The sequence below is a fragment of the Pseudomonas sp. FIP_A4 genome (assembly GCF_036701605.1).
Taxonomy (GTDB): Bacteria; Pseudomonadota; Gammaproteobacteria; order Pseudomonadales; family Pseudomonadaceae; genus Stutzerimonas; species Stutzerimonas phenolilytica.
Window position 1 is genome coordinate 258,657 of sequence record NZ_JAYDXP010000119.1, and the last position, 18,788, is coordinate 277,444.

The 18,788-nt window shown below is 66.6% G+C and carries 16 protein-coding genes; 3 read left to right on the forward strand and 13 right to left on the reverse strand.

The window, feature by feature from the left end:
- Positions 1 to 294: 294 nt before the first annotated feature.
- From U8L64_RS06385 to U8L64_RS06440, 12 genes are all read right to left on the reverse strand, one after another.
- A complete protein-coding gene (locus U8L64_RS06385) occupies positions 295 to 672 on the reverse strand; it encodes a hypothetical protein (protein ID WP_333394929.1) in 378 nt (125 codons plus the stop codon).
- A gap of 185 nt (positions 673 to 857) precedes the next feature.
- On the reverse strand, positions 858 to 2,231 hold the full coding sequence (locus U8L64_RS06390; protein ID WP_008568658.1) for a DUF1329 domain-containing protein: 1,374 nt from the start codon (positions 2,229 to 2,231) through the stop codon (positions 858 to 860).
- A 229-nt stretch (positions 2,232 to 2,460) separates the two neighbouring features.
- Complete coding sequence (locus U8L64_RS06395; protein ID WP_333394931.1) at positions 2,461 to 4,164, reverse strand: class I adenylate-forming enzyme family protein; 1,704 nt, start codon at positions 4,162 to 4,164, stop codon at positions 2,461 to 2,463.
- A gap of 107 nt (positions 4,165 to 4,271) precedes the next feature.
- A complete protein-coding gene (locus U8L64_RS06400) occupies positions 4,272 to 5,399 on the reverse strand; it encodes an acyl-CoA dehydrogenase family protein (RefSeq protein ID WP_333394933.1) in 1,128 nt (375 codons plus the stop codon).
- Between the two features lie 10 nt (positions 5,400 to 5,409).
- Positions 5,410 to 6,600, reverse strand: a complete 1,191-nt coding sequence (locus tag U8L64_RS06405) for an acyl-CoA dehydrogenase family protein (protein WP_333394935.1) — start codon at positions 6,598 to 6,600, stop codon at positions 5,410 to 5,412.
- 93 nt (positions 6,601 to 6,693) lie between these two features.
- The gene (locus U8L64_RS06410; protein ID WP_333394937.1) at positions 6,694 to 8,163 is read right to left on the reverse strand and encodes an FAD-dependent oxidoreductase; all 1,470 of its coding nucleotides are present in this window, start codon (positions 8,161 to 8,163) and stop codon (positions 6,694 to 6,696) included.
- A 109-nt stretch (positions 8,164 to 8,272) separates the two neighbouring features.
- Complete coding sequence (locus tag U8L64_RS06415; protein WP_333394939.1) at positions 8,273 to 9,442, reverse strand: acyl-CoA dehydrogenase family protein; 1,170 nt, start codon at positions 9,440 to 9,442, stop codon at positions 8,273 to 8,275.
- Positions 9,443 to 9,452: 10 nt separating this feature from the next.
- Positions 9,453 to 10,631 carry a lipid-transfer protein gene (locus tag U8L64_RS06420; RefSeq protein WP_156714516.1) on the reverse strand — a complete coding sequence of 393 codons (1,179 nt, stop codon included), beginning with the start codon at positions 10,629 to 10,631 and terminating at the stop codon, positions 9,453 to 9,455.
- Between the two features lie 19 nt (positions 10,632 to 10,650).
- Complete coding sequence (locus tag U8L64_RS06425; RefSeq protein ID WP_170799467.1) at positions 10,651 to 11,070, reverse strand: MaoC family dehydratase; 420 nt, start codon at positions 11,068 to 11,070, stop codon at positions 10,651 to 10,653.
- Positions 11,039 to 12,175: an acyl-CoA dehydrogenase family protein gene (locus U8L64_RS06430; RefSeq protein ID WP_333394947.1), complete on the reverse strand. Its 1,137-nt coding sequence runs from the start codon at positions 12,173 to 12,175 to the stop codon at positions 11,039 to 11,041. Before U8L64_RS06430 ends, U8L64_RS06425 begins: the two co-directional genes overlap by 32 nt.
- A 9-nt stretch (positions 12,176 to 12,184) precedes the next feature.
- Positions 12,185 to 13,165 carry a bifunctional MaoC family dehydratase N-terminal/OB-fold nucleic acid binding domain-containing protein gene (locus U8L64_RS06435; RefSeq protein ID WP_234302339.1) on the reverse strand — a complete coding sequence of 327 codons (981 nt, stop codon included), beginning with the start codon at positions 13,163 to 13,165 and terminating at the stop codon, positions 12,185 to 12,187.
- 58 nt (positions 13,166 to 13,223) lie between these two features.
- Positions 13,224 to 14,006 carry an SDR family oxidoreductase gene (locus tag U8L64_RS06440; RefSeq protein ID WP_054094696.1) on the reverse strand — a complete coding sequence of 261 codons (783 nt, stop codon included), beginning with the start codon at positions 14,004 to 14,006 and terminating at the stop codon, positions 13,224 to 13,226.
- Positions 14,007 to 14,141: 135 nt separating this feature from the next.
- On the opposite strand from U8L64_RS06440, the gene U8L64_RS06445 reads away from it, so the two are divergent.
- From U8L64_RS06445 to U8L64_RS06455, 3 genes are all read left to right on the forward strand, one after another.
- The gene (locus U8L64_RS06445; RefSeq protein ID WP_054094695.1) at positions 14,142 to 14,927 is read left to right on the forward strand and encodes an enoyl-CoA hydratase; all 786 of its coding nucleotides are present in this window, start codon (positions 14,142 to 14,144) and stop codon (positions 14,925 to 14,927) included.
- Positions 14,928 to 14,999: 72 nt separating this feature from the next.
- Complete coding sequence (locus tag U8L64_RS06450; RefSeq protein WP_333394953.1) at positions 15,000 to 16,169, forward strand: acyl-CoA dehydrogenase family protein; 1,170 nt, start codon at positions 15,000 to 15,002, stop codon at positions 16,167 to 16,169.
- Positions 16,166 to 17,356, forward strand: coding sequence for an acyl-CoA dehydrogenase family protein (locus tag U8L64_RS06455; protein WP_333394955.1), 1,191 nt, complete (start codon positions 16,166 to 16,168; stop codon positions 17,354 to 17,356). The genes U8L64_RS06450 and U8L64_RS06455 overlap by 4 nt, the downstream gene beginning before the upstream one ends.
- 205 nt (positions 17,357 to 17,561) lie before the next feature.
- Here the strand turns inward: U8L64_RS06455 and U8L64_RS06460 are convergent, their stop codons facing one another.
- Complete coding sequence (locus tag U8L64_RS06460) at positions 17,562 to 18,788, reverse strand: NADH:flavin oxidoreductase (RefSeq protein ID WP_273527737.1); 1,227 nt, start codon at positions 18,786 to 18,788, stop codon at positions 17,562 to 17,564.

Below are 18,788 nucleotides of genomic sequence, written 5' to 3' on the forward strand. Positions count from 1 at the left end.
GAGCCGACTCGCCGGAACTTGCGGCCGCCACGCGCACGCCGCCAACCTCTTGTTGGTAACAGACTGAGCGGTACTACCGCCTGCCAACACCGGTAGCTTTCTAGCTACCGATGTTTCTTCCCGGTGACTCAACAGCGGCTGCTGCGCTGTTCTGGAACACGCGGGACGTGATTTAGGCAGTGGGCAGCAAGCCTGTATGGTCATGGCTGTGCTGATAACTTGCTCGGTCGTCTACAAGCTGGCCCCTCCAGGCCGGCTCATCCGGATCGGCAAGCCGACCCCACACCCACTGCCCTAGATAAACCCCTGCGCCGCCATGCCGCGAGGGAGGCGGTTTTTGCCGGGGAGTTGCGCGAGGCGTTTTTGCCATTCGGCGCGGGCTGACAGACTGGCAGCGGACTTCGCAGCTGGCTTCGCGGCTTTGGCAGGGGCCGGTCCGGCGAGTGCTGCAGCCTTGGCGGACGCTGCTGCTTCGGTCGGGGCGGAGGCCTTGGCGGCAGCTCGCAGCTCGGCCAGGCTGGGGCTCTTGCGCACGGGCTCGGCCGTGGCCTTTTCCACCGAGCGCAGGCAGAGCTTGCATGAAATCTGGGAGGCGTCCGGCGAGCTTTGCAGGCTCGTTCCTGTTCTGCCGCATGCGACGTTCCCATCGAGCGGGGCGTAGTGAATCACCAACGTACTGTCTCCTGAATTTCGGGGCGCGGGATTCTACAAGCTGACCGCGAACAGGCAAGACCATCGGAGCGATCGATCGCTGGGAAGAAAGGCTGAGGGGTGCAATGCTTCGCCAGGCGCGGCAACGCACTCGCCAGCCATAAAAAAACCGGCGCCCAGGCGCCGGTTGTCGTTCAGCTCACCGCTTAGCGGCCGCCTGCACGCAAAGCGTCTGGCGTGTACATGCTGGGCGTGAACTTGCCTTCGTTGAGGATCGGCCCCTTGTGCGACTCGTTGGTGAGCGCATAGGCGAGGTACTGCCCGGTGCTCAGGTCGTGGTAGAAGGCCGCGCCGGACTGCCAGGCGCTCATGTCCGGGTGGTAGTAGTAGGCGGTCGAAGCGTACTTCCAGAGCTGGCCGCGGGTGTCGTAGTGGTCGGCCAGCACACCATGCCAGGTGTCCTCGTCGATGAACATCACACGCTTGCCGTAGACGTGGCGATAACCCTCCTTCAGCGTGGCCTCCAGCACCCAGACGCGGCGCAGTTCGTAGCGCTGGAAGTCGGGGTTGGGGTGGTTCGGCGTCAGCAGGTCGGCGTACTTGGTTTCGCCGCTGTTGATCTTGTACGCATTGGCGGGAATGTAGATCTCGCGCTTGCCGAGCATCTTCCACTCGAAGCGCTCCGGCCCGCCGTTGAACAGACGATCCTCGTCCACGATCATCGTGCCGTTGCTACCCGCCATCGGCTGGTCATAGCCGTAGCCTGGCGATTGCCGCACGCGGCGGGTGCCCGGGTTGTAGGACCATGCGGTGCGCGGTCGGGTGGCGAAGTTGTAGGGCTCGTGGGCGGCGATCGCGGTGCCACGGTCGCGGGTGGGCAGCATGGTGTAGTTGTAGGAGTAGGCCTGTACGCCGGTCTTGGTGTAGGGGGTTTCGCTCGGATGGTTGGCCGGCGAGAGCCCCTTCATGTGGGTACGGCCCCAGCCGATGTTGCCGTCGGGCATTACCGACGCGAGGTCGCGTACGGCGTCCTCGGTCCAGGCGCGCGCCGGCAGCTGGTGGTTCCAGAGCAGCTCATAGCCGTTCTTGGGGATCGGGAACATAACCTGGCCGATGCCTTCGACGCCCATGCCATCGTTGACGACTTCTGCGTTCAGCGCGTTCCACTTCGCCCGCTCGCAGACGTAATCCGGATAGCGAAAGTCGCGATGCCCCGGGTAGATGTCCATGCGAAAGGTGTCCGGATACTTGCGGAACATCGTCTTCTGCCCCTCGGTCAGGCGCTCGGCGTGCTCTTCGAAGTTCTTCGCGGTAATGACCAGGACAGGCTTTTCATTCGGGTACGGGTCGACCGGCTTGCCGCCTGAGTGTTTGACGTGGTCCCAGCCAGGCACTTCACCGAGGTACTTGCCGGTAAATGCGGGAATCGAGCCGTCGGCGTTGCCGGCACGCTCGGCGCCGGTGCAGGTAAGTTCGTTGCCGAGGCGAGCCGCCTCTTCCTCGCTTACCTTCGCCAACGCACCCTGGGAAACCAGCTTGACTGCCAACGCCAGTGAGAGAAGAGCTACAGACTTTTTCATTGTTATTGTCTCCATCGGTTACCTGTCGGAACTGGTACCGATTGTTTACAGGGACTCCCGCCCGCAACATCGTCTGGAAAGACTATTCCTGACAAATCGTCGTTTAATTGACCGATTGGTCGACCACGAGGGATTCCGCCCGGGGCGGGCCGAATGAAGGGAGCGGCGCGATCGATGGAGAGCACGCATCATCGCGCAGCGGCCTGCAGCGCCGCTGCGTGAGGCGCTGCTAGGCCAGGCTGCGAAGAGCCTCGGGCGTGGGTTGCAGCAGCTGTCTGATCTCTTGCTTGACCAGCTTGCCCATGGCATTGCGCGGCAGCGGTTCGCGGACCAGCAGCAGGTGTGTGGGCAGTTTGTAGGCGGCCAGGCGTTCGGCCATGTGGCTGCGCAGCTGCGCTTCATCCAGGCGGGCCTGCGGCTGCAGGCAGACCACCAGGGCGACGCACTCGCCCATCTGCTCGTCCGGCATGGCGAAGGCGGCAGCCTCACTCACCTCGGGGTGGCTGCTGGCGCAATGCTCGATCTCCTGCGCGGAGATGTTCTCGCCACCGCGAATGATCAGGTCCTTGATGCGGTCGGTGATGTGCAGGAAGCCGTCTTCGTCCACCAGGCCGACGTCGCCGGTGAACAGCCAGCCATCACGCAGCGTCTCGGCGGTTTCCTCCGGGCGATTGCGATAGCCCTGCATCAGCGTGGGCGTGCGCAACCAGATCGGCCCGGCCTGGCCCGGCGGCACGGACTGGCTGGGATCTCCGCCGATGCGGATATCAACGATCGGCAATGCCCAGCCGGCGTTACCGGGGCGGGCGACGAACTGGTTGCCGGCATAGGCGGCGCCGATCCCGTTGCTCTCGGTCAGGCCATAACCGGCGCCGGCCAGTGCAGCAGGCTTCAACCCAATCAGCTGATCGAGCAGGCCCGCGGACGCGGCACCGCCACCCAGGCCGAGGCCCATCAGGCTGCTGGCAGCCTCGCTGGTGAAACGCGGGTGCGCCAGCAGCTGCTGCATCATCACCGGCGCACCGCTGAACTGGGTGCAGCGCTCGCGGGCCACCAGTTCGAGCGCCTGGTCGACATCCCACTTGTACATCATCACGATGCGCCGGCCGCTACGCAGTGCGTTGAGGAACATCGCATGCAGGCCGCTGACGTGAAACAGCGGAACAGCCAGCAGCAGCGTCGGCTGCAGTCCGGATTCGAGCAGCGGGCGAATGCGTTCGTAGGAGGTCATGCCGGCGAACGCACTCTGGAATTCCAGCGCGTAGAGCGCCTGGCTGACCGCCCGGTGCGACGAGACCACGGCCTTGGCACGCTGCGTGGTACCGGAGGTGAACAGAATGAGCGCCGGATCTTCCGGCGCCGGCGCGTGCGGATCGACCGGCTCCACCGGCTCGCCGAGCAATGCCGCGTAGCTGTACACGCCCTCGCCCGCCTCGCCATCGACCAGCAGAGCCTGCACGCTGCGCGCCGGCAGCGCATCGGCGACAAGCGCCAGCCGCGGCTGATCGCAGATCAACAACGAGGCGTCGACGTCTTCCAGGGCGTTGAGAATCTCGGCGCGCAGCCCCCAGCTATTGAGCGGTACCGGCACCGCGCCGGCCTGCACCGTGGCGATGAAGCTGACCAGCCACTCGGGCCGGTTGCGCATGGCGATGGCGACCCGCTGCCCGGGGCGCACGCCCAGGGTGCGCATCAGGTGCGCGGTCAGCCGGTCGACGGCCTGGTAGAACTCGCCATAGCTCAGCCGCTGCTCCTGCCAGTGCAGGAATGGCCGCTCGGCGAACGCCCGGCCGGCCTGCACCGCCTCGATCAGGTGCGCCGGCGCATTGCGAAAGTGCCGGCTGCCGTTATCGGCACCGACCACCTCGAACGGTGCGCCCGGTGCAATGAGCTGCTGCCACGCCTGTTGCCACTGCTGGAGTTGCTCCTTCATCTGCCGTTCCCCTGTCACCAGGCCCCGGCCGGGCAAGCGGTGCCCTGTCGCGGCCCTTCGGTCATTGTTGTTTTTGTGGGTACGCCGCGCACGCCGCGGCGCGACGCTCAGTCCAGCGTCTTGCCGTAGCGTTCGACGTGGAAGTCCGAATCGCCCAGGCAGGCCTGCGCCACACGGATGCGCTTGAGGTACAGGCCAAGATCGTACTCATCGGTCACGCCGATGCCACCGTGCATTTGTACCGCTTCGTTGCTGATGCGCTGGGCGGCCTCGTTCATCTTCCACTTCGCCAGGCTGGCCAGGCGCGCGCGCTCACGGGCGTCGATCCGCTCGTCCTGCAGCGCTTCGAAAGCAGCCATCACGGCACTACGCGCCAACTGCAGCTCGACATAAAGGCGCGCCGCGCGGTGCTGCAGCGCCTGGAAGGAACCGATGGGCGCGTCGAACTGCACCCGCGTGCGCAGGTATTCAATTGTCATCTCGAAGGCGCGCTCGGCCATGCCGAGCAGCTCGGCGGCCAGGCAGGCCCGGCCGCGGTCCAGCGCATCGGCTAGCGCTTGGCGGATGTCACCCCCGCCAAGGCGCGCCGACGCCGGCACGCGCACGCTGTCGAAGGCCAGGGTGGCGTGATTGCGTGAGTCGACCAGGTCCATCGGTGTCAGGTGCAGACCTTCGGCATCGGCCGGAACGAGAAACAGGGCCAGTTCGCCATCCTCGAGCCGGGCGACGGTGACGAAGACGTCCGCTTCGCGGGCGTCGAGCACCCAGCACTTGCGCCCGGCGAGGACGAAGTCGTCGGCTTCCTCGACGGCCTGCAGGCGGACCGCCTCCGGCGCATGCCGCGTCCCCTCCTCCAGCGCCAGCGCAAAGCGCCGTTCGCCAGCGATCAGCGCCGGCAGCAGCGTCTCGCGCTGGCTGTCGCCGCCCAGCGCCTCGATCAGGCTGCCGCACAGCACCACGCTGGACAGCAGCGGCGAGGCGCTCAGGTGGCGCCCCAGCTCCTCGAAGATCGGCGCGTAGCCGGCAAAGCCGAAGGCCAGCCCGCCGACCTCCTCGGGAAAGGCGACCGCGCTCCAGCCGAGTTCGAGCATGCCGCCCCAGGCGGCGTCGTCGAAACCGAGCGCGGCGCCCTCGTCACGCAGACGGCGCTGCAGGGCCACCGGCGCACGGGCGGCGAGAAAGTCACGAGCACTGTCGCGCAGCTGTCGTTGTTCTTCGTTGTAAACCAGGCTCACGGCAGTCTCCTTACTTGCTATCCGGCAGGCCAAGCACACGCTTGGCGATGACGTTCAGTTGCACTTCCGAGGAGCCCCCGGCGATGGTCTGGGCAAAGCTCGCCAGCCAAGCGGCGGTCATCGCCACTTCCCGCTCGCGATGGGTCTGAGTGGAAAAACCGAGGCCCTGCTGGCCCATGAGGTCGAGGAGAATCTCGAACTTGTCGCGCTCCTGCTCGGAGTGCACCAGCTTGGAGATGGCCATGACGCCGGACATGTCCTCCCGGGCGCGCATGCCTTCGAGCATGCGCCGGTTGGTCAGGCGGAAGGCATGCTCGTCCATCAGGCATGCCAGCGCGCGCTGCTGCAGTGCGACTTCGGCAGCACATGCCGGCTCGGGCAGGTACTCGCGCAGGTGTGCGGCCAGGTCAAAGTGCGTCGGCAGCGCCGATTCGCTGAACTTGGACATGGCCTTGCGCTCGTGTTGCAGCAGCGCCTTGGCCAGCGTCCAGCCACCATTGAGCGGGCCAATCAGATTCTTCTTCGGCACCCTCACCTCATCGAAGAACACCTGGCAGAAGGAAGACTTGCCGCTGATCAGGTCGATCGGGGTGACGGTCACGCCCGGCGACTTCATATCCAGCACCAGCAGGCTGATGCCGGCGTGCTTGGGCTGCTGCGGGCCGGTGCGCACCAGCGCGTACATCCAGTCGGACTTGTTGCCGTAGGAGGTCCAGATCTTGGTGCCGTTGACGATGAAGTCGTCGCCCTCCTCGCGCGCGCTGGTCTTCAGGCTGGCCAGGTCGGAGCCGGCGTTGGGCTCGGAGAAACCCTGGCACCAGCGCGTCTCGCCGCGCGCCATCGGCGGCAGCAGCTCGCGCTTCTGCTCGTCGCTGCCAAACTCCAGCAGCACCGGCCCGAGCATCCAGATGCCGAGGTTGATCTGCGGCGGGCGGCAGCCCAGGCGGCGCATTTCGTTGCTCAGCACCGCCGCCTGTTCGGCGTCGAGGCCGCCACCGCCGTATTCGGTCGGCCAGTCCGGGGCGAACCAGCCCTTGTCGCGCATGCGCTCGAACCACAGGCGCTGGTCGTCGTTCTTGAATTGAATCTCGCGGCCGCCCCAGATCAGTTCGTCCTCGGGCATCGGGGTGCGCATCGACGCGGGGCAGTTGGCTTCCAGCCAGGCCCGGGTTTCTTCGCGGAACTGCTCGATAGTGCTCATCGCATGTCCTTGTGAGTCGGGGCGTATGGGAATGAATCTACGGTTGGCATGCAGCCGGCGCGTCGTCCGGATGGACGAGCCCGGCCGTGCGGCTCATGTCGAGGCGGCACGCAACCCGGCCTGACGACCGAAGAACGTCGAGTCGCCGAGCGATAGGCCAGAGCTGTAGCCTTCGCCCCAGCGCGGCAACCCGCAGGCCGTGCGCCCCGCGGCGTAGAGCCCGGCGATCGGCTGGCCATCGGCATCCAGCACTTCGCCGGTCGGTCGTGTGGCCAGCCCGCCAAGGGTGAAGGCATGCGCACCGAAGTCGCCGCTGCAATAGCTCAGCGCGGCGAACGGTGGCTCGGTCAACGGGTGCAGCCATTCGCCAGCCTTGTGCAGCAACGGGTCGCGGCCCTGTTCGGCCTCGCGGTTGAAGGTTTCGACGGTGTGCACCAGCGCGCCGGCCGGCAGGCCGAGCTCGGCCTCGACCTCTTCCCAGCTTTCGCCGACCGCGGCGATGGGGATGTCCGGTTGCAGCATCGGCCGGCCGAAGATCTCGTTGTCCACCAGCAGCCAGGCGCGCCCCTCCGGCTGACGCAGCACGTAATGCGCTACGCGACCGTGGTAGGCATCCTCGTTGATGAAGCGCTCGCCGCGGGCGTTGACGAAGATGCCCTTGACCAGCGACTCCGGCGGGAAGAACGGCAAGGTGGCGAAGAATTCCTGCATGTTGAGCGCGGCGGCGCCCACGGCGATGCCCATGCGAATGCCGCTGCCGTCGTCGTTGCCGGCGGTGACCTGCTGCTGGCAGGCCTCAGCCGCCGGCACGAAGCGGCGGACCATGTCCGGGTTGGCGATGAAGCCGCCGGCGCAGAGGATCACGCCCTTACGTGCACGCACGAAGCGCGGTGCGCCGTCCAGGCGTACCACCAGCCCGCAGACCGCGCCCTGCCGGTCGATCACCAGGGTCAGTGCACGGGCGCCGTAGTGCACCTGGGCACCGAGTTCGAGCGCCCGCCCGCACAGGGTTTCCATCAGCACCTTGCCGCCACCCCAGCCAACGAACTGGGCCGTGTGGCCGCGCGGTGCCGGCTGGGCGACGGCGCTGAACGGCCAGGCCTTCTCGTTACCGGACCACAACAGAGTGTCGTCCGTGGTCGGCTCGATCCACTTGCCCGGCAGATAAGTGCCCTTGAATGGCACTCCCTGCTCGCGCAACCAGCCGAAGTGGTCGACCGCCTGCTCGGCGTACAGGCGCACCCGCTCGGCATCGGCGGCGGGGCCGCCGGCCATCATCAGGTAACGATAGAAATCCTCGGTGTCGTCGTTGAAGCCCGCCGCGCGCTGAACATCCGTTCCGCCGTTGCCGCCGACGTACACCTCGCCGCCGGACAGCGCCGCGCTGCCACCAGCGGACGAGGCCACCTCGAATATCTGCACCTCGGCACCGGCGCGGCGCGCCTCGATCGCCGCGCAGCTGCCGGCGGCGCCAAAGCCAACGACCGCCACATCGGTCTCGATGTCCCAGGCAGGCACGTCTTCGATGCGGCAGGGCCGCGCGGGGGAAAAGGAAAGGTCCATGACAGGCTCCATCGGAATTCGTCTTGTTATGGAGAAGCCAACAGCCGCCGGTGACGCACGAGGCGATCACCGGCGGCAAGTATCGGTGCCGGAATCTCCGGCACCGCGTTCAGCGGGAAGTGCGTGGCATGCCCAGACCGAACTGAGCGATCAGTTCGCGCTGCAGCTCGTTCACCCCGCCGCCAAAGGTCTGTGTCACCGCCTCGCGCACCTCGTATTCCAGCTCGCCGAGCAGGAATGCCGCCGAGCTGCCGGGGCGCACCAGCCCGTTCGCACCGGCAACTTCAGTGAGCTTGCGCAGGATCTCGATGACCGACTCCGAGCCATAGACCTTGGTGGTCGAGGCCAGCGCAACGTCCATCCGCCCCTGCTCCAGCTCCGCGGCGATGCGGAAGTTGATCAGGCGCATGGCCTCAAGCCGCGCATAGCACTCGGCGAGCAGCTGACGCACCCAGGGCTGGTCGGTCGCCCGCCGACCGTTCTCGTCGCGCGTGCGCGCCCAGAGATAGACCCGGCGGAACAGCCCGACCACCTTGTCGCCCCAGGCGCCGAGGCCGAGCCGCTCATGGTTGAGCTGCGAGGTGATCAAGCGCCAGCCCTGGTGCAGTTCGCCCACCAGCATCTCCCTCGGCACCTTGACGTTGTCGTAGTAGGTGGCCGTGGTCGGCATGCTGCAGGTCGGGATCAGCGTGTGCGAGAAGCCTTCGTCGCGGGTATCGACGATCAGGATCGAGATGCCCTTGTGGCGCGGCTCCTCGGGGTTGGTGCGCGCGGCCAGCCAGATGAAATCGGCGTTGCCGGCGCCTGAGGTCCACAGCTTGTTGCCGTTGACCACGAAGTGGTCGCCCTCCAGGCGCGCATGCGTCTTCAGCGTGGCCAGGTCCGTGCCGGCGCCGGGTTCGGAGTAGCCGATGGAGAAATGGATCTCACCGGCCGCGATCCCCGGCAGGAAGCGCTCCTTCTGCAACGGCGTGCCATGTTCCATCAGCGCCGGGCCGACCGTGCTGATGGTCACGAACGGCAGTGGTGCGCCGGCGATGTTGGCTTCCTCGAAGAAGATCAACTGCTCGGTCGCGGCATAGCCCTGCCCGCCGTACTCCTTGGGCCAGCCTACCGCCAGCCAGCCGTCGGCACCCATCTGCCGGATGAGCCGGCGATATTCCTCGCCGCCCTCGGTGCCGCGCATCCGCATGCGCAGCTCGGGGCTGATCAGCTGGTTGAAGTAGTCGCGCACCTTCAGGCGCAGCGCCCTTTGCTCTTCGGTTAGATCAACGAACATTTCGCTCTCCTCAGGCCACGCCGAGAATCAGGCCGCTCGTGGGAACCCCGGTGCCGGCGGTGACCAGCACGTGCTCGACGTTGTCGACCTGATTGGCGGCGCTGCCACGCACCTGGCGCACGCCCTCGGCCACGCCGTTCATGCCGTGGATGTAGGCCTCGCCGATCTGCCCACCGTGGGTGTTGATCGGCAGCTTGCCGCCACGCGCATGGTGCCCCGCACGGACGAATTCCTTGGCTTCGCCCTTCGGTGCGAAGCCGAACGCTTCGAGCTGCGGCAGCACGAACGGTGTGAAGTGGTCGTAGATCACCGCGGTCTGGATCGCGTCCGGGCCGACGCCGGCCTGGCGGTAGAGCTCGCGGGCCACCACGCCCATTTCCGGCAGGCCGGTGATGTCGTCGCGGTAGAACGAGGTCATCGACTGCTGCCCCGGCGCCATGCCCTGCGAGGCGCCCTTGATGATCACCGGCTTCTGCTTGAGGTCACGGGCACGCTCGGCCGAGGTGATGACCATCGCCACCGCGCCGTCGGACTCCTGGCAGCAATCGAGCAGGTGCAACGGCTCGCAGATCCAGCGCGAGGCCTGGTGCTCTTCGAGGGTGATCGGCTTGCCATAGAAAAAGGCGTTCGGGTTGGTCGCGGCGAAATCGCGCGCCGCCACGGCAACGCGGCCGAAATCCTCCGAGGTGGCGCCATAGGTGTGCATGTAACGCTGGGCGAACATGCCGATCCACGAGGCCGGCGTGTGCAGCCCATGGGGCATGTACCAGCCGTAGTTGACGTTCTCGAAGATCGGCGTGTTGCCGAAGCCGTAGCTGCCGTTGCCGAAGCGATACCAGGAGCGCTCGTTCATCGCCCGGTAGACCACCACCGTCTTGGCCACGCCGGTGGCCACCGCCATCGCCGCGTGCATGATCGGCGCACAGGCGGCGCCGCCGCCATGCGGGATCTGCGAGAAGAAGCGCACCTGCTCGCAGCCGAGCAGCCGGGCGATCTCGAATTCAGGCACCTTGTCCAGGGTATAGCTGCTGAAGCCGTCGACCTCCTTGGGGTCGATGCCGGCATCCTCCAGCGCAGCGAGGGTCGCCTCCATGGCCAGGCGCAGCTCGGTGCGCCCGGAGTTCTTGGAAAATTCTGTAGCGCCCAGGCCGACGATGGCGGCCTGACCGGAAAGATTGGGTTGGCTCATGAACACTGCCTCCGGTTGATCATGGCAGGGCCACGGTGACCGTTCCGGTCACGTGGTTGCCCATGGAATTTCTGCCCTTGAGGCTGACGACGACGCGCTTTGCGGCTTCGTCGCGCTCGCTCACTTCACCGCTGAAGGTCATGCTGTCGCCCGGAAAATTGGGCGCACCGAGTTTGATCTTCAGGTCCGAGAAGCGCGCCTGCGGCCCGCTCCACTGCTCGATGAAGCCTTGCACCAGCGCGCTGGTGGTGAGGATGTTCATGAACACATTCGGGGCGCCCTGAGCACGCGCCGCCTCGACGTCGTGGTGCACCGGTACGTAGTCGCGGGTGGCGATGGCGCCGCCGGCGACCAGGGTTACGGTGATCGGAATCTGTTTTTCCGGCAGTTTTTCGCCGAGGGTGACGTCAGCGAATGCCTTGGTTTTCTTCGAGGTCATATTTCCATCCCAGCGTGTCGTTATTGGCAAGCCACTGTCCGAGTCGGTCGAGGGTGGCGGCAGGTCCGCCCAGGCTCTGGCCCAGGTCGCGGCTCCAGTACAGGTAGCGATGGATCGGGTAGGTCAGATCGACGCCGATGCCACCGTGGACGTGCTGCGTCTTGTGGCCGATCTGGTGGCCGGCTTCGCACGCCAGGTAGCGCGTGGAGAGCGCCTCCGAATCGCTGCCCAGGTTCTGCTCCAGGCGATAACAGAGCTGATAGAGCGATGAGCGCAGCGCTTCGAGGACGATGTAGGAGTCGGCCATGCTCATCTGCACTGCCTGGAAAGAGCCAATGGCGCGATCGAACTGGCGCCGCTCGCTGACATAGGCCACGGTGCGACGAATCTGCTCTTCGCTGACGCCCAGCTGCAGGGCCGCGGTGGCGGCGATGGCGCGCTGCTCCAGCCAGCCCAGCGCGGCAGCCGGCAGCACCTGTTCAGGCGTCAGCCGAACGTCGCGGCAATGCAGGTCGGCGACGGCCAGGCCATGGTTGGCCACGCCTTCGACGGGCTCGATGCCTTCGCCACACGGGTCCAGCAGCACCAGCCGGGGCCCCTCGATGCATTCGGCCACCACTAACAAACGGTCGGCCTGGGAAGCCAGGGGCACCGCGCCCACCGCCCCGGACAAGGTCAGTTGACCAGCCACCTCTGTTATCTGCAGGCCGATGCCCCGCCCCGCGGCCAGCCCGGCAAGAGACAGCGAAAACAGCACACTGCCCTCCGCGGCTTGGGCCACCAGACCGGCGTGCGCCTGATCGCCCCATTGCGCCAAGGCTGCGGCCGACAGCTGATGCTGCCAAAGCGGTACCTGAGCCAGGCTCGCGCCCTGGGCCTGCAGCACGCAGAGCAAGTCGGTCATGTTGAGCCCGCTGCCGCCGTTCGCTTCCGGTATCGCCAGCGCATGCAACCCGGTTTCGATGCAGGTTTGCCACAGCTCACCCATGTACGGCTCGCCCGACAGCTCCCAGGCGCGCAGGCGATCATCGGTGCAGTAATCACGAAACAGCCCGTCCGCCATTTCGGCGATGGCGCGCTGCTCGTCACTGAACGAGAAATCCATGAGGCCTCCTTAACCGGCTACGGGCCGGAACTGGGGCAGCGTCAGCCGCTCGTCGAAGGTGTTGAATTCGACCTGCAGGCGCTGGCCGACCTTCAGTTCCCCCGGCTCCACGCCGACCAGCCCGGCGACCAGGCGCACGCCTTCGTCGAGCTCGACCAGGCCGATGGGGTTGGGGTGGTCGAACGGGGCGACTTCCGGGTAGTGCATGACCACGAACGAATACAGCTCGCCCTGCCCGCTGGCCTGCACGTGGTCCAGCTCGAAGCTGTGGCAGGTGCTGCACACCGGAGCCGGCGGATGCTGCAGGGTCTGGCAGGCGGTACAGCGCTGGATCAGCAACTTGCCCTCGCGGCAGCCATCCCAGAAGAAGCGGCTGTCGTCGCTGATGCCCGGTAGCGGGCGCATCGCCTTGGGCGCTTCGGTTTCCGCCGCGGCCGGCTCGGCGGCCTTCGGGCGCTCGGCGGGCTTGAACTTGAATACGCGAAACAGCAGCTCGCCGACGCGCTCGTCGTCGCCCTCTTCCTGCTCGACGAAGTAGGTCATGATCGCCGTGACGAAGAAGCCAGTCCCCAGGGCGGTGGTCTTTTCCTCGCTGATGTGGTCGATGCGGCTGTTGTAGTACAGGCGCTCGCCCACGTGCAGGTAACGGTCGAAGCTCAGCTCCGAGTTCACCGCGACCACGCCCGGGTAGCCGTAGGCCTCGATGTCCTTGAGGATCTCGAAGACGTTGGCGGCGGTGGAGCCCGGGGCGAAGTTGTCCAGATCCAGGCCAGCCATCCCCCAGACCTGCAGCATGGCCGGTGGCGCCACCACATCCGGGTAGCCGGCGTCGCGCGCGGCGGCCGGGTCGGTATACAGCGGATTGTCGATGCCCATGACCTCGCACCAGTGGCGGATCATCGGCGCGTTGACCGCATCCCAGGCGTTCACCCGGCCGTACTCGCGCCCGACTGTGGCCTGCAGTTTTTCTATCAGCTCTTGATCAGCCAAGTTAGCCTCCTGATGGATCTGTCTGGACGCCGCCGCCGGCGGCATCACCGGGGTTGCATCAATGCTGGTCGGCGTTGGCGGCATCGAGAAACGCGGGTTTCTCGCCACCGCCGTGCAGCAGCAGGTTGGTTCCACTGAAATAGGTCGCCATGGGCGAGGCCGCGAAAAGGCAGGCATTGGCGATGTCGTCCGGCTCGCCCATGCGGCCGGCCGGGATAGTGCGGCCCACCGCCTGGATGCCGGCCTCGTCGCCGTAGTGCAGGTGCGATTGTTCGGTGCGAATGAGGCCGGGACTGATCGCCGCGACGCGCACCTTCGGTGCCCACTCCACCGCCAGCGAACTGACCAGCGCCAGCACCCCGGCCTTGGCCGCACCGTAAGCCGCAGTACCCGGCGACGGGCGTAGCGCGGCAACGCTACCGATGAACAGGATCACCCCGCCGCCATCGCGCTGCATGAGCCGGTTGGCCTGCTGGGCGACGTTCAACGGCGCGATCAGATTCAGCCGGATGATCCCCTCGTGGAACCGCGGCGAGGCGGTAGCGGCCTCGGCGGCCGGGCTGCCACCGGCGTTATTGATCAGTACGTCGAGGCGCCCGTAGCGCTCGTCGATGGCGGCGAACAGCGCCACCAACGAGTCGAGGTCGCGCACGTCGACGGCGATGAACTCCGCCACACGGCCGCCACCTTCAGGCAGACGTTCCGGCGCCTGGCGGCCGCAGACCACCACATTCGCCCCGGCCGCCAGAAAGCGGCTGGCGATCACCGCACCGATGCCTTTGGTGCCGCCGGTCACCAGTACGGTCTTGTCGGAAAAATTCAGGTCTGCTGGGGCATCCATCGCTCAGTCCTCGTGCAAGCAATGGCCCCACTGTATTGACCTGACCGAGGCGGCTCGTCGTCTGAACGGACGATGAGTCGACCAAGCCCGCACCGAACAATCGCGGCAACTATCCGCCTGAGGAGCTGGGCCGCCATGAGCCAAGCAGAAGAACGCAGCGTCCTGATCGATCGTCCCGCCGAAGGCGTGGCCCGCCTGCGCCTGAACCGCCCGGCGGTGAACAACGCCCTGAGCCTGGAGCTACAGGCTCTGCTGGCCCGGTACTTCAGCGAACTGGCTGACGACGCCTCGGTGCGCTGCATCCTGCTGACCGGCGGCGAGCAGGTGTTCGCCGCCGGTGGCGATATCTCCAGCATGGCTGGCGTCGGTCCGATCGAGATCCTGCAGCGTCATACCGAACGGGTCTGGGCGCCCATCCAGCACTGCCCCAAGCCGGTGATCGCCGCGGTGTGTGGCTACGCCTACGGCGGTGGCTGCGAGCTGGCAATGCATGCCGACATCATCATCGCCGGCCGTAGCGCTCGCTTCAGCCAGCCGGAAATCCGTATCGGCATCATGCCCGGCATCGGCGGCACCCAACGCCTGGTGCGCGCGGTGGGCAAGGCCAAGGCGATGCAGATGGCCCTCACCGGCCGCCCGATAAGCGCCGAGGAAGCCTGTATCGCCGGGCTGGTCAGCGAGGTGGTCGCCGACGAGCAGGTGCAGGAGCACGCCCTGGAGCAGGCCCGGCTGATCGCCGCCATGCCGCCGCTGGCTGCCGAACAGATCAAGGAGGTCATCCTCGCCGGCATGGACGCCTCGCTCGAAGCCGGCCTGGCCCTGGAGCGCAAGGCCAACGCCCTGCTGTTCGCCTCACGCGATCAGAAGGAAGGCATGCAGGCGTTTCTCGACAAGCGCCGCCCGGCCTTCGAAGGCAGATAGTCCGTTTCGGGGATTCCGCCTCCCGGGGCGCGCCGTAGGCTGCCGCCAACGAAGCCCCCTAGGAGCCCGACGATGGATTTCGCGCTGAGCGATGAACAACTGATGATTCAGGAAAGCGCCGCTGGCTTTCTCGCCAAGGCCTCGGACTCGGCCGCCGTTCGCGCGGCCATGGAACGTGGCGGCTACAGCGGCGAGCTGTGGCGCCAGATCGCCGGGGAGCTGTGCTGGCCGGCATTGATCGTACCGGAACAACACGGCGGCCTTGCGCTCGGTTTCGTCGAGCAGGCCATCCTGTTGGAGCAAATGGGCCGCCGCCTGCTCGGCTCGCCTTTCTTCGCCAGCGCCTGTCTCGCCATCCCCGCCCTGCTGCTGAGCCGCAATGCCGAATTGCAAGCGCGCCTATTGCCCGAGCTGGCCAGTGGCAGCCTGACCGCTACCCTCGCCTGCTCGGCCGGTTCACGGGCGGGCCATCTGCTCGACCAGAACGTGCAGGCGGTGGCCGAAGGTGACGGCTGGCGTCTGGATGGAGTCTGCGACGCGGTGGTCGACGGCGCCGAGGCCGATCTGCTGATTGTCGCCGCCCGCCTGACCGGAACCGAGGGCGCGTCCATCGGCCTGTTCGCCGTGCCGGCCAACGGGCGCGGCATCAGCCGCGAGGCACTGCCGACGCTCGACCAGACCCGGCGCCTGGGCCGGGTCGTGTTCGGAGCCGTCCAGGTGTCGGCCGATGATTGCCTGCATACCGATAGCGATGGCGCTCAGCTGCTCGAGCAAACGCTGCAGCTGGGCGCCATCGCGCTCGCCTGCGAGCAGACCGGCAGCGCCCAGCAGTGCCTGGACCTGACGCTCGCCTACCTGAACGAGCGCCAGCAGTTCGGCCGCCCCATCGCCAGCTTCCAGGCGATTAAACATCGCTGCGCCGACCTCATGCTGGAGATCGAGAGTGCGCGCTCGGCCTGCTATTACGCGGCATGCGTGGCCCGCGAGGCGCTCGACCCGGCCGGCGACCGGGCGATCGCCGCTGAGCTGGGCGAAGCCAGTGCTATCGCCAAGATTCACGCCAGCGAAGCCTTCATGCACTGCGCCGAAGAGTCGATCCAGCTGCATGGCGGCGTCGGCTTCACCTGGGAATACGACCCGCACCTGTACTTCAAACGCGCCCGCGCCGGCGAACAGCTGCTTGGCACGCCGGCTCAGCATCGCGAGCGCCTGGCCCACCTGATTCTGGAGCAATACGCATGAAGATCGGATTCAGTGCCGAAGACGAGGCCTTTCGCCAGGAGGTCGCCGACTGGCTGGCCGAACACCTCTGCGGGCCATACGAAGCGTTGCGGTTTCGCGGTGGCCCGGGGGACGAGCACATGTTCCCCGAGGAGCGCAAAGCCTGGGAGCGCGAGCTGGCCCGTGGCGGCTGGATCGGCCTCGGCTGGCCGAGCGCCTACGGCGGGCGCGGCCTGTCGATAAGCCAGCAGGTGATCTTCTACGAGGAGTACGCACGTGTCGGCGGCCCGGGGCGCATGGGCCACATCGGCGAAGGCCTGATCGGTCCGACCCTGGTGGCCTTTGGCAGCGATGAACAGCGTGCACGCTTCCTGCCTGGCATCCTGGGGGGCCGTGAGTTCTGGTGCCAGGGTTATTCCGAACCCGGCGCCGGCTCGGACCTGGCGGCAGTAAAGACGCGCGCACGCTTCGACGAGACGAGCGGCAAGTGGCTGATCAACGGCCAGAAGGTCTGGACCTCTCTCGCCCACGAGTCGGACTGGTGCTTCGTGCTGGCACGCACCGATCCGGACAGTCGCGGCCACCATGGGCTCTCGTTCCTCCTGGTGCCGATGGACCAGCCCGGCATCAAGGTACAGCCGATCCAGCAGATCACCGGTACCAGCGAATTCAACGAGGTGTTCTTCGACGATGCCCAGACCGAGGCGAGCTGCATGATCGGCGCCCCGGGCGACGGCTGGAAGATCGCCATGGCCCTGCTGGGCTTCGAGCGCGGCGTGTCGACCCTCGGTCAGCAGATGCAGTTCCAGAATGAGCTGGACGAAGTGATCCGCCTGGCCAAACGCAACGGTGCCGCCGAGGACCCGCTGATCCGCCAGCGCCTCGCCCAGGCCTGGGCAGGCCTGCGGGTGCTGCGCTACAACTCGCTGCGTATGCTGTCCGGACCGCAGGACGGCAGCCTGCGCCGGGAGGCGACGATCTACAAGCTGGCCTGGTCTACCTGGCACGCTGAACTGGGCAAGCTGGCGATGGATGTGCTCGGGCCGCAGGCGGAAATTCTCGACGGCGGCCCGTACGAGCTGTCGCGCCTGCAGTCGCTGTTCCTGTTTACCCGCGCCGACACCATCTACGGCGGCAGTAACGAGATCCAGCGCAACATCATTGCCGAGCGGGCGCTGGGCATGCCGCGCGAGCCGCGGGTGCAGTAGGTATGCTCACGCTGGATATAGAAAGGCCCGGCCATTTGGCCGGGCCTTTCTCATTGAACAACTGCAGGTCAGTCGTAGGGTGGATGGCCGAAGCCATCCACCGACAACCGCACTGCTGGTTTGGTGCGCCGTCCAACTATCAGGTTGGCGGATGGCAGGATTCGCCCTGCTTCCTCCCGCGCCAGAACGTCAGCGTTCACGGATTTCATGAAGCCGCCGCCTGCGCATTGAGCGCCGCATCGCCCGGCGCACCAAGCACGCAGCTGGTGCCACCCGGGGTGTACATCATCGCCACGCAGCGGTTGCAGGCGGTGCAGATACCCCGCTCCGACGTGCCGTCGGCGAACTTGGCGACCAGGTCAGGCTCGGCGATCAGCGCGCGCCCCAGGGCCAGCGCATCGAAGCCTTCAGCCAATACCTGTTGGGCCCCCTGCAAGCTGGTCACTCCACCCAGATACGCGAGCGGCAGCTCAACGGCCTGGCGTATGCGCCGCGAATGATCCAGTAGATACAGCTCGCGAAAATCCACCACCGGCTCACGCAGCTGCTGGATCGCCATGGCGGCGGCGACCAGCGGGTTGCTCGGGCGCACCCGGTTCTCCTTGGGAAACGAGGAGCCGAACATGGTGGTGATCGATTCGGCGTTCATGCCGGCACTGAGCACCAGCATGTGCGCGCCTTCGCGCTCCAACTGCCGGGCGATGGCGACGCCGTCCTCCGGGCGGTTACCGCCCCTGACGCCGTCGGTGATGCTGTATTTGCACAGCACGGCCAAGTCGTTACCCACCGCATCCAGCACCGCACGCAGGACCTGACGCGGAAAGCGCAGGCGGTTCTCCAAGCTGCCGCCGTATTCGTCGCGGCGCTTGTTGTACAGCGGCGAGATGAACTGGCTGAGCAGGTAACCGTGGCCCATGTGGATTTCCACCGCATCGAAGCCCGCCTCGCGGGCCAGCCGCGCACCCTGGACGAAGTCGCCGATGACGCGGTTCATGTCGGTTTCGCGCATCGCCTGTTTGCGGAACATCCCGCTGAGCATGCCGATCTTGTTGAAGCCGCCACTGGCCGACAGCGGTCGCGGCGTGGCGCGTTCGCGCAGAAAGGTGAAGCAGCCGCCGTGGGTGATCTGAGCGGACGCCGCCCCGCCGTGGCGATGCACTGCGTCGGTCAGCACACGCAGGTGCGGCAGGCTGTCGGGCTGCAGCACGATCTGCCCCGGCAGGGTTCGGCCATCGAGGCTAACCGAGCAATAGGCCAGGGTCGTCATGGCCACGCCGCCGGCGGCCATCGACTCGTGGAAGCGCACCAGCTGCTTGCTCGGTACGCCGTCAATCGACATACCCTCGTTGGTGGCGGCCTTGATGAAGCGGTTCCTGAGCGTCAGCGGGCCGATGCGCAGCGGCTTAAAGGGAGACAGGGATTGTCCATTCAT

Coding starts and splice junctions, on each gene's coding strand:
- U8L64_RS06445 (WP_054094695.1), top strand. CDS start 14,142: ATGAGCCAAGCAGAAGAACGCAGCGTCCTGATCGATCGTCCCGCCGAA.
- U8L64_RS06420 (WP_156714516.1), bottom strand. CDS start 10,631: ATGAGCCAACCCAATCTTTCCGGTCAGGCCGCCATCGTCGGCCTGGGC.
- U8L64_RS06440 (WP_054094696.1), bottom strand. CDS start 14,006: ATGGATGCCCCAGCAGACCTGAATTTTTCCGACAAGACCGTACTGGTG.
- U8L64_RS06390 (WP_008568658.1), bottom strand. CDS start 2,231: ATGAAAAAGTCTGTAGCTCTTCTCTCACTGGCGTTGGCAGTCAAGCTG.
- U8L64_RS06455 (WP_333394955.1), top strand. CDS start 16,166: ATGAAGATCGGATTCAGTGCCGAAGACGAGGCCTTTCGCCAGGAGGTC.
- U8L64_RS06450 (WP_333394953.1), top strand. CDS start 15,000: ATGGATTTCGCGCTGAGCGATGAACAACTGATGATTCAGGAAAGCGCC.
- U8L64_RS06415 (WP_333394939.1), bottom strand. CDS start 9,442: ATGTTCGTTGATCTAACCGAAGAGCAAAGGGCGCTGCGCCTGAAGGTG.
- U8L64_RS06425 (WP_170799467.1), bottom strand. CDS start 11,070: ATGACCTCGAAGAAAACCAAGGCATTCGCTGACGTCACCCTCGGCGAA.
- U8L64_RS06395 (WP_333394931.1), bottom strand. CDS start 4,164: ATGAAGGAGCAACTCCAGCAGTGGCAACAGGCGTGGCAGCAGCTCATT.
- U8L64_RS06430 (WP_333394947.1), bottom strand. CDS start 12,175: ATGGATTTCTCGTTCAGTGACGAGCAGCGCGCCATCGCCGAAATGGCG.
- U8L64_RS06410 (WP_333394937.1), bottom strand. CDS start 8,163: ATGGACCTTTCCTTTTCCCCCGCGCGGCCCTGCCGCATCGAAGACGTG.
- U8L64_RS06460 (WP_273527737.1), bottom strand. CDS start 18,788: ATGAATGGACAATCCCTGTCTCCCTTTAAGCCGCTGCGCATCGGCCCG.
- U8L64_RS06405 (WP_333394935.1), bottom strand. CDS start 6,600: ATGAGCACTATCGAGCAGTTCCGCGAAGAAACCCGGGCCTGGCTGGAA.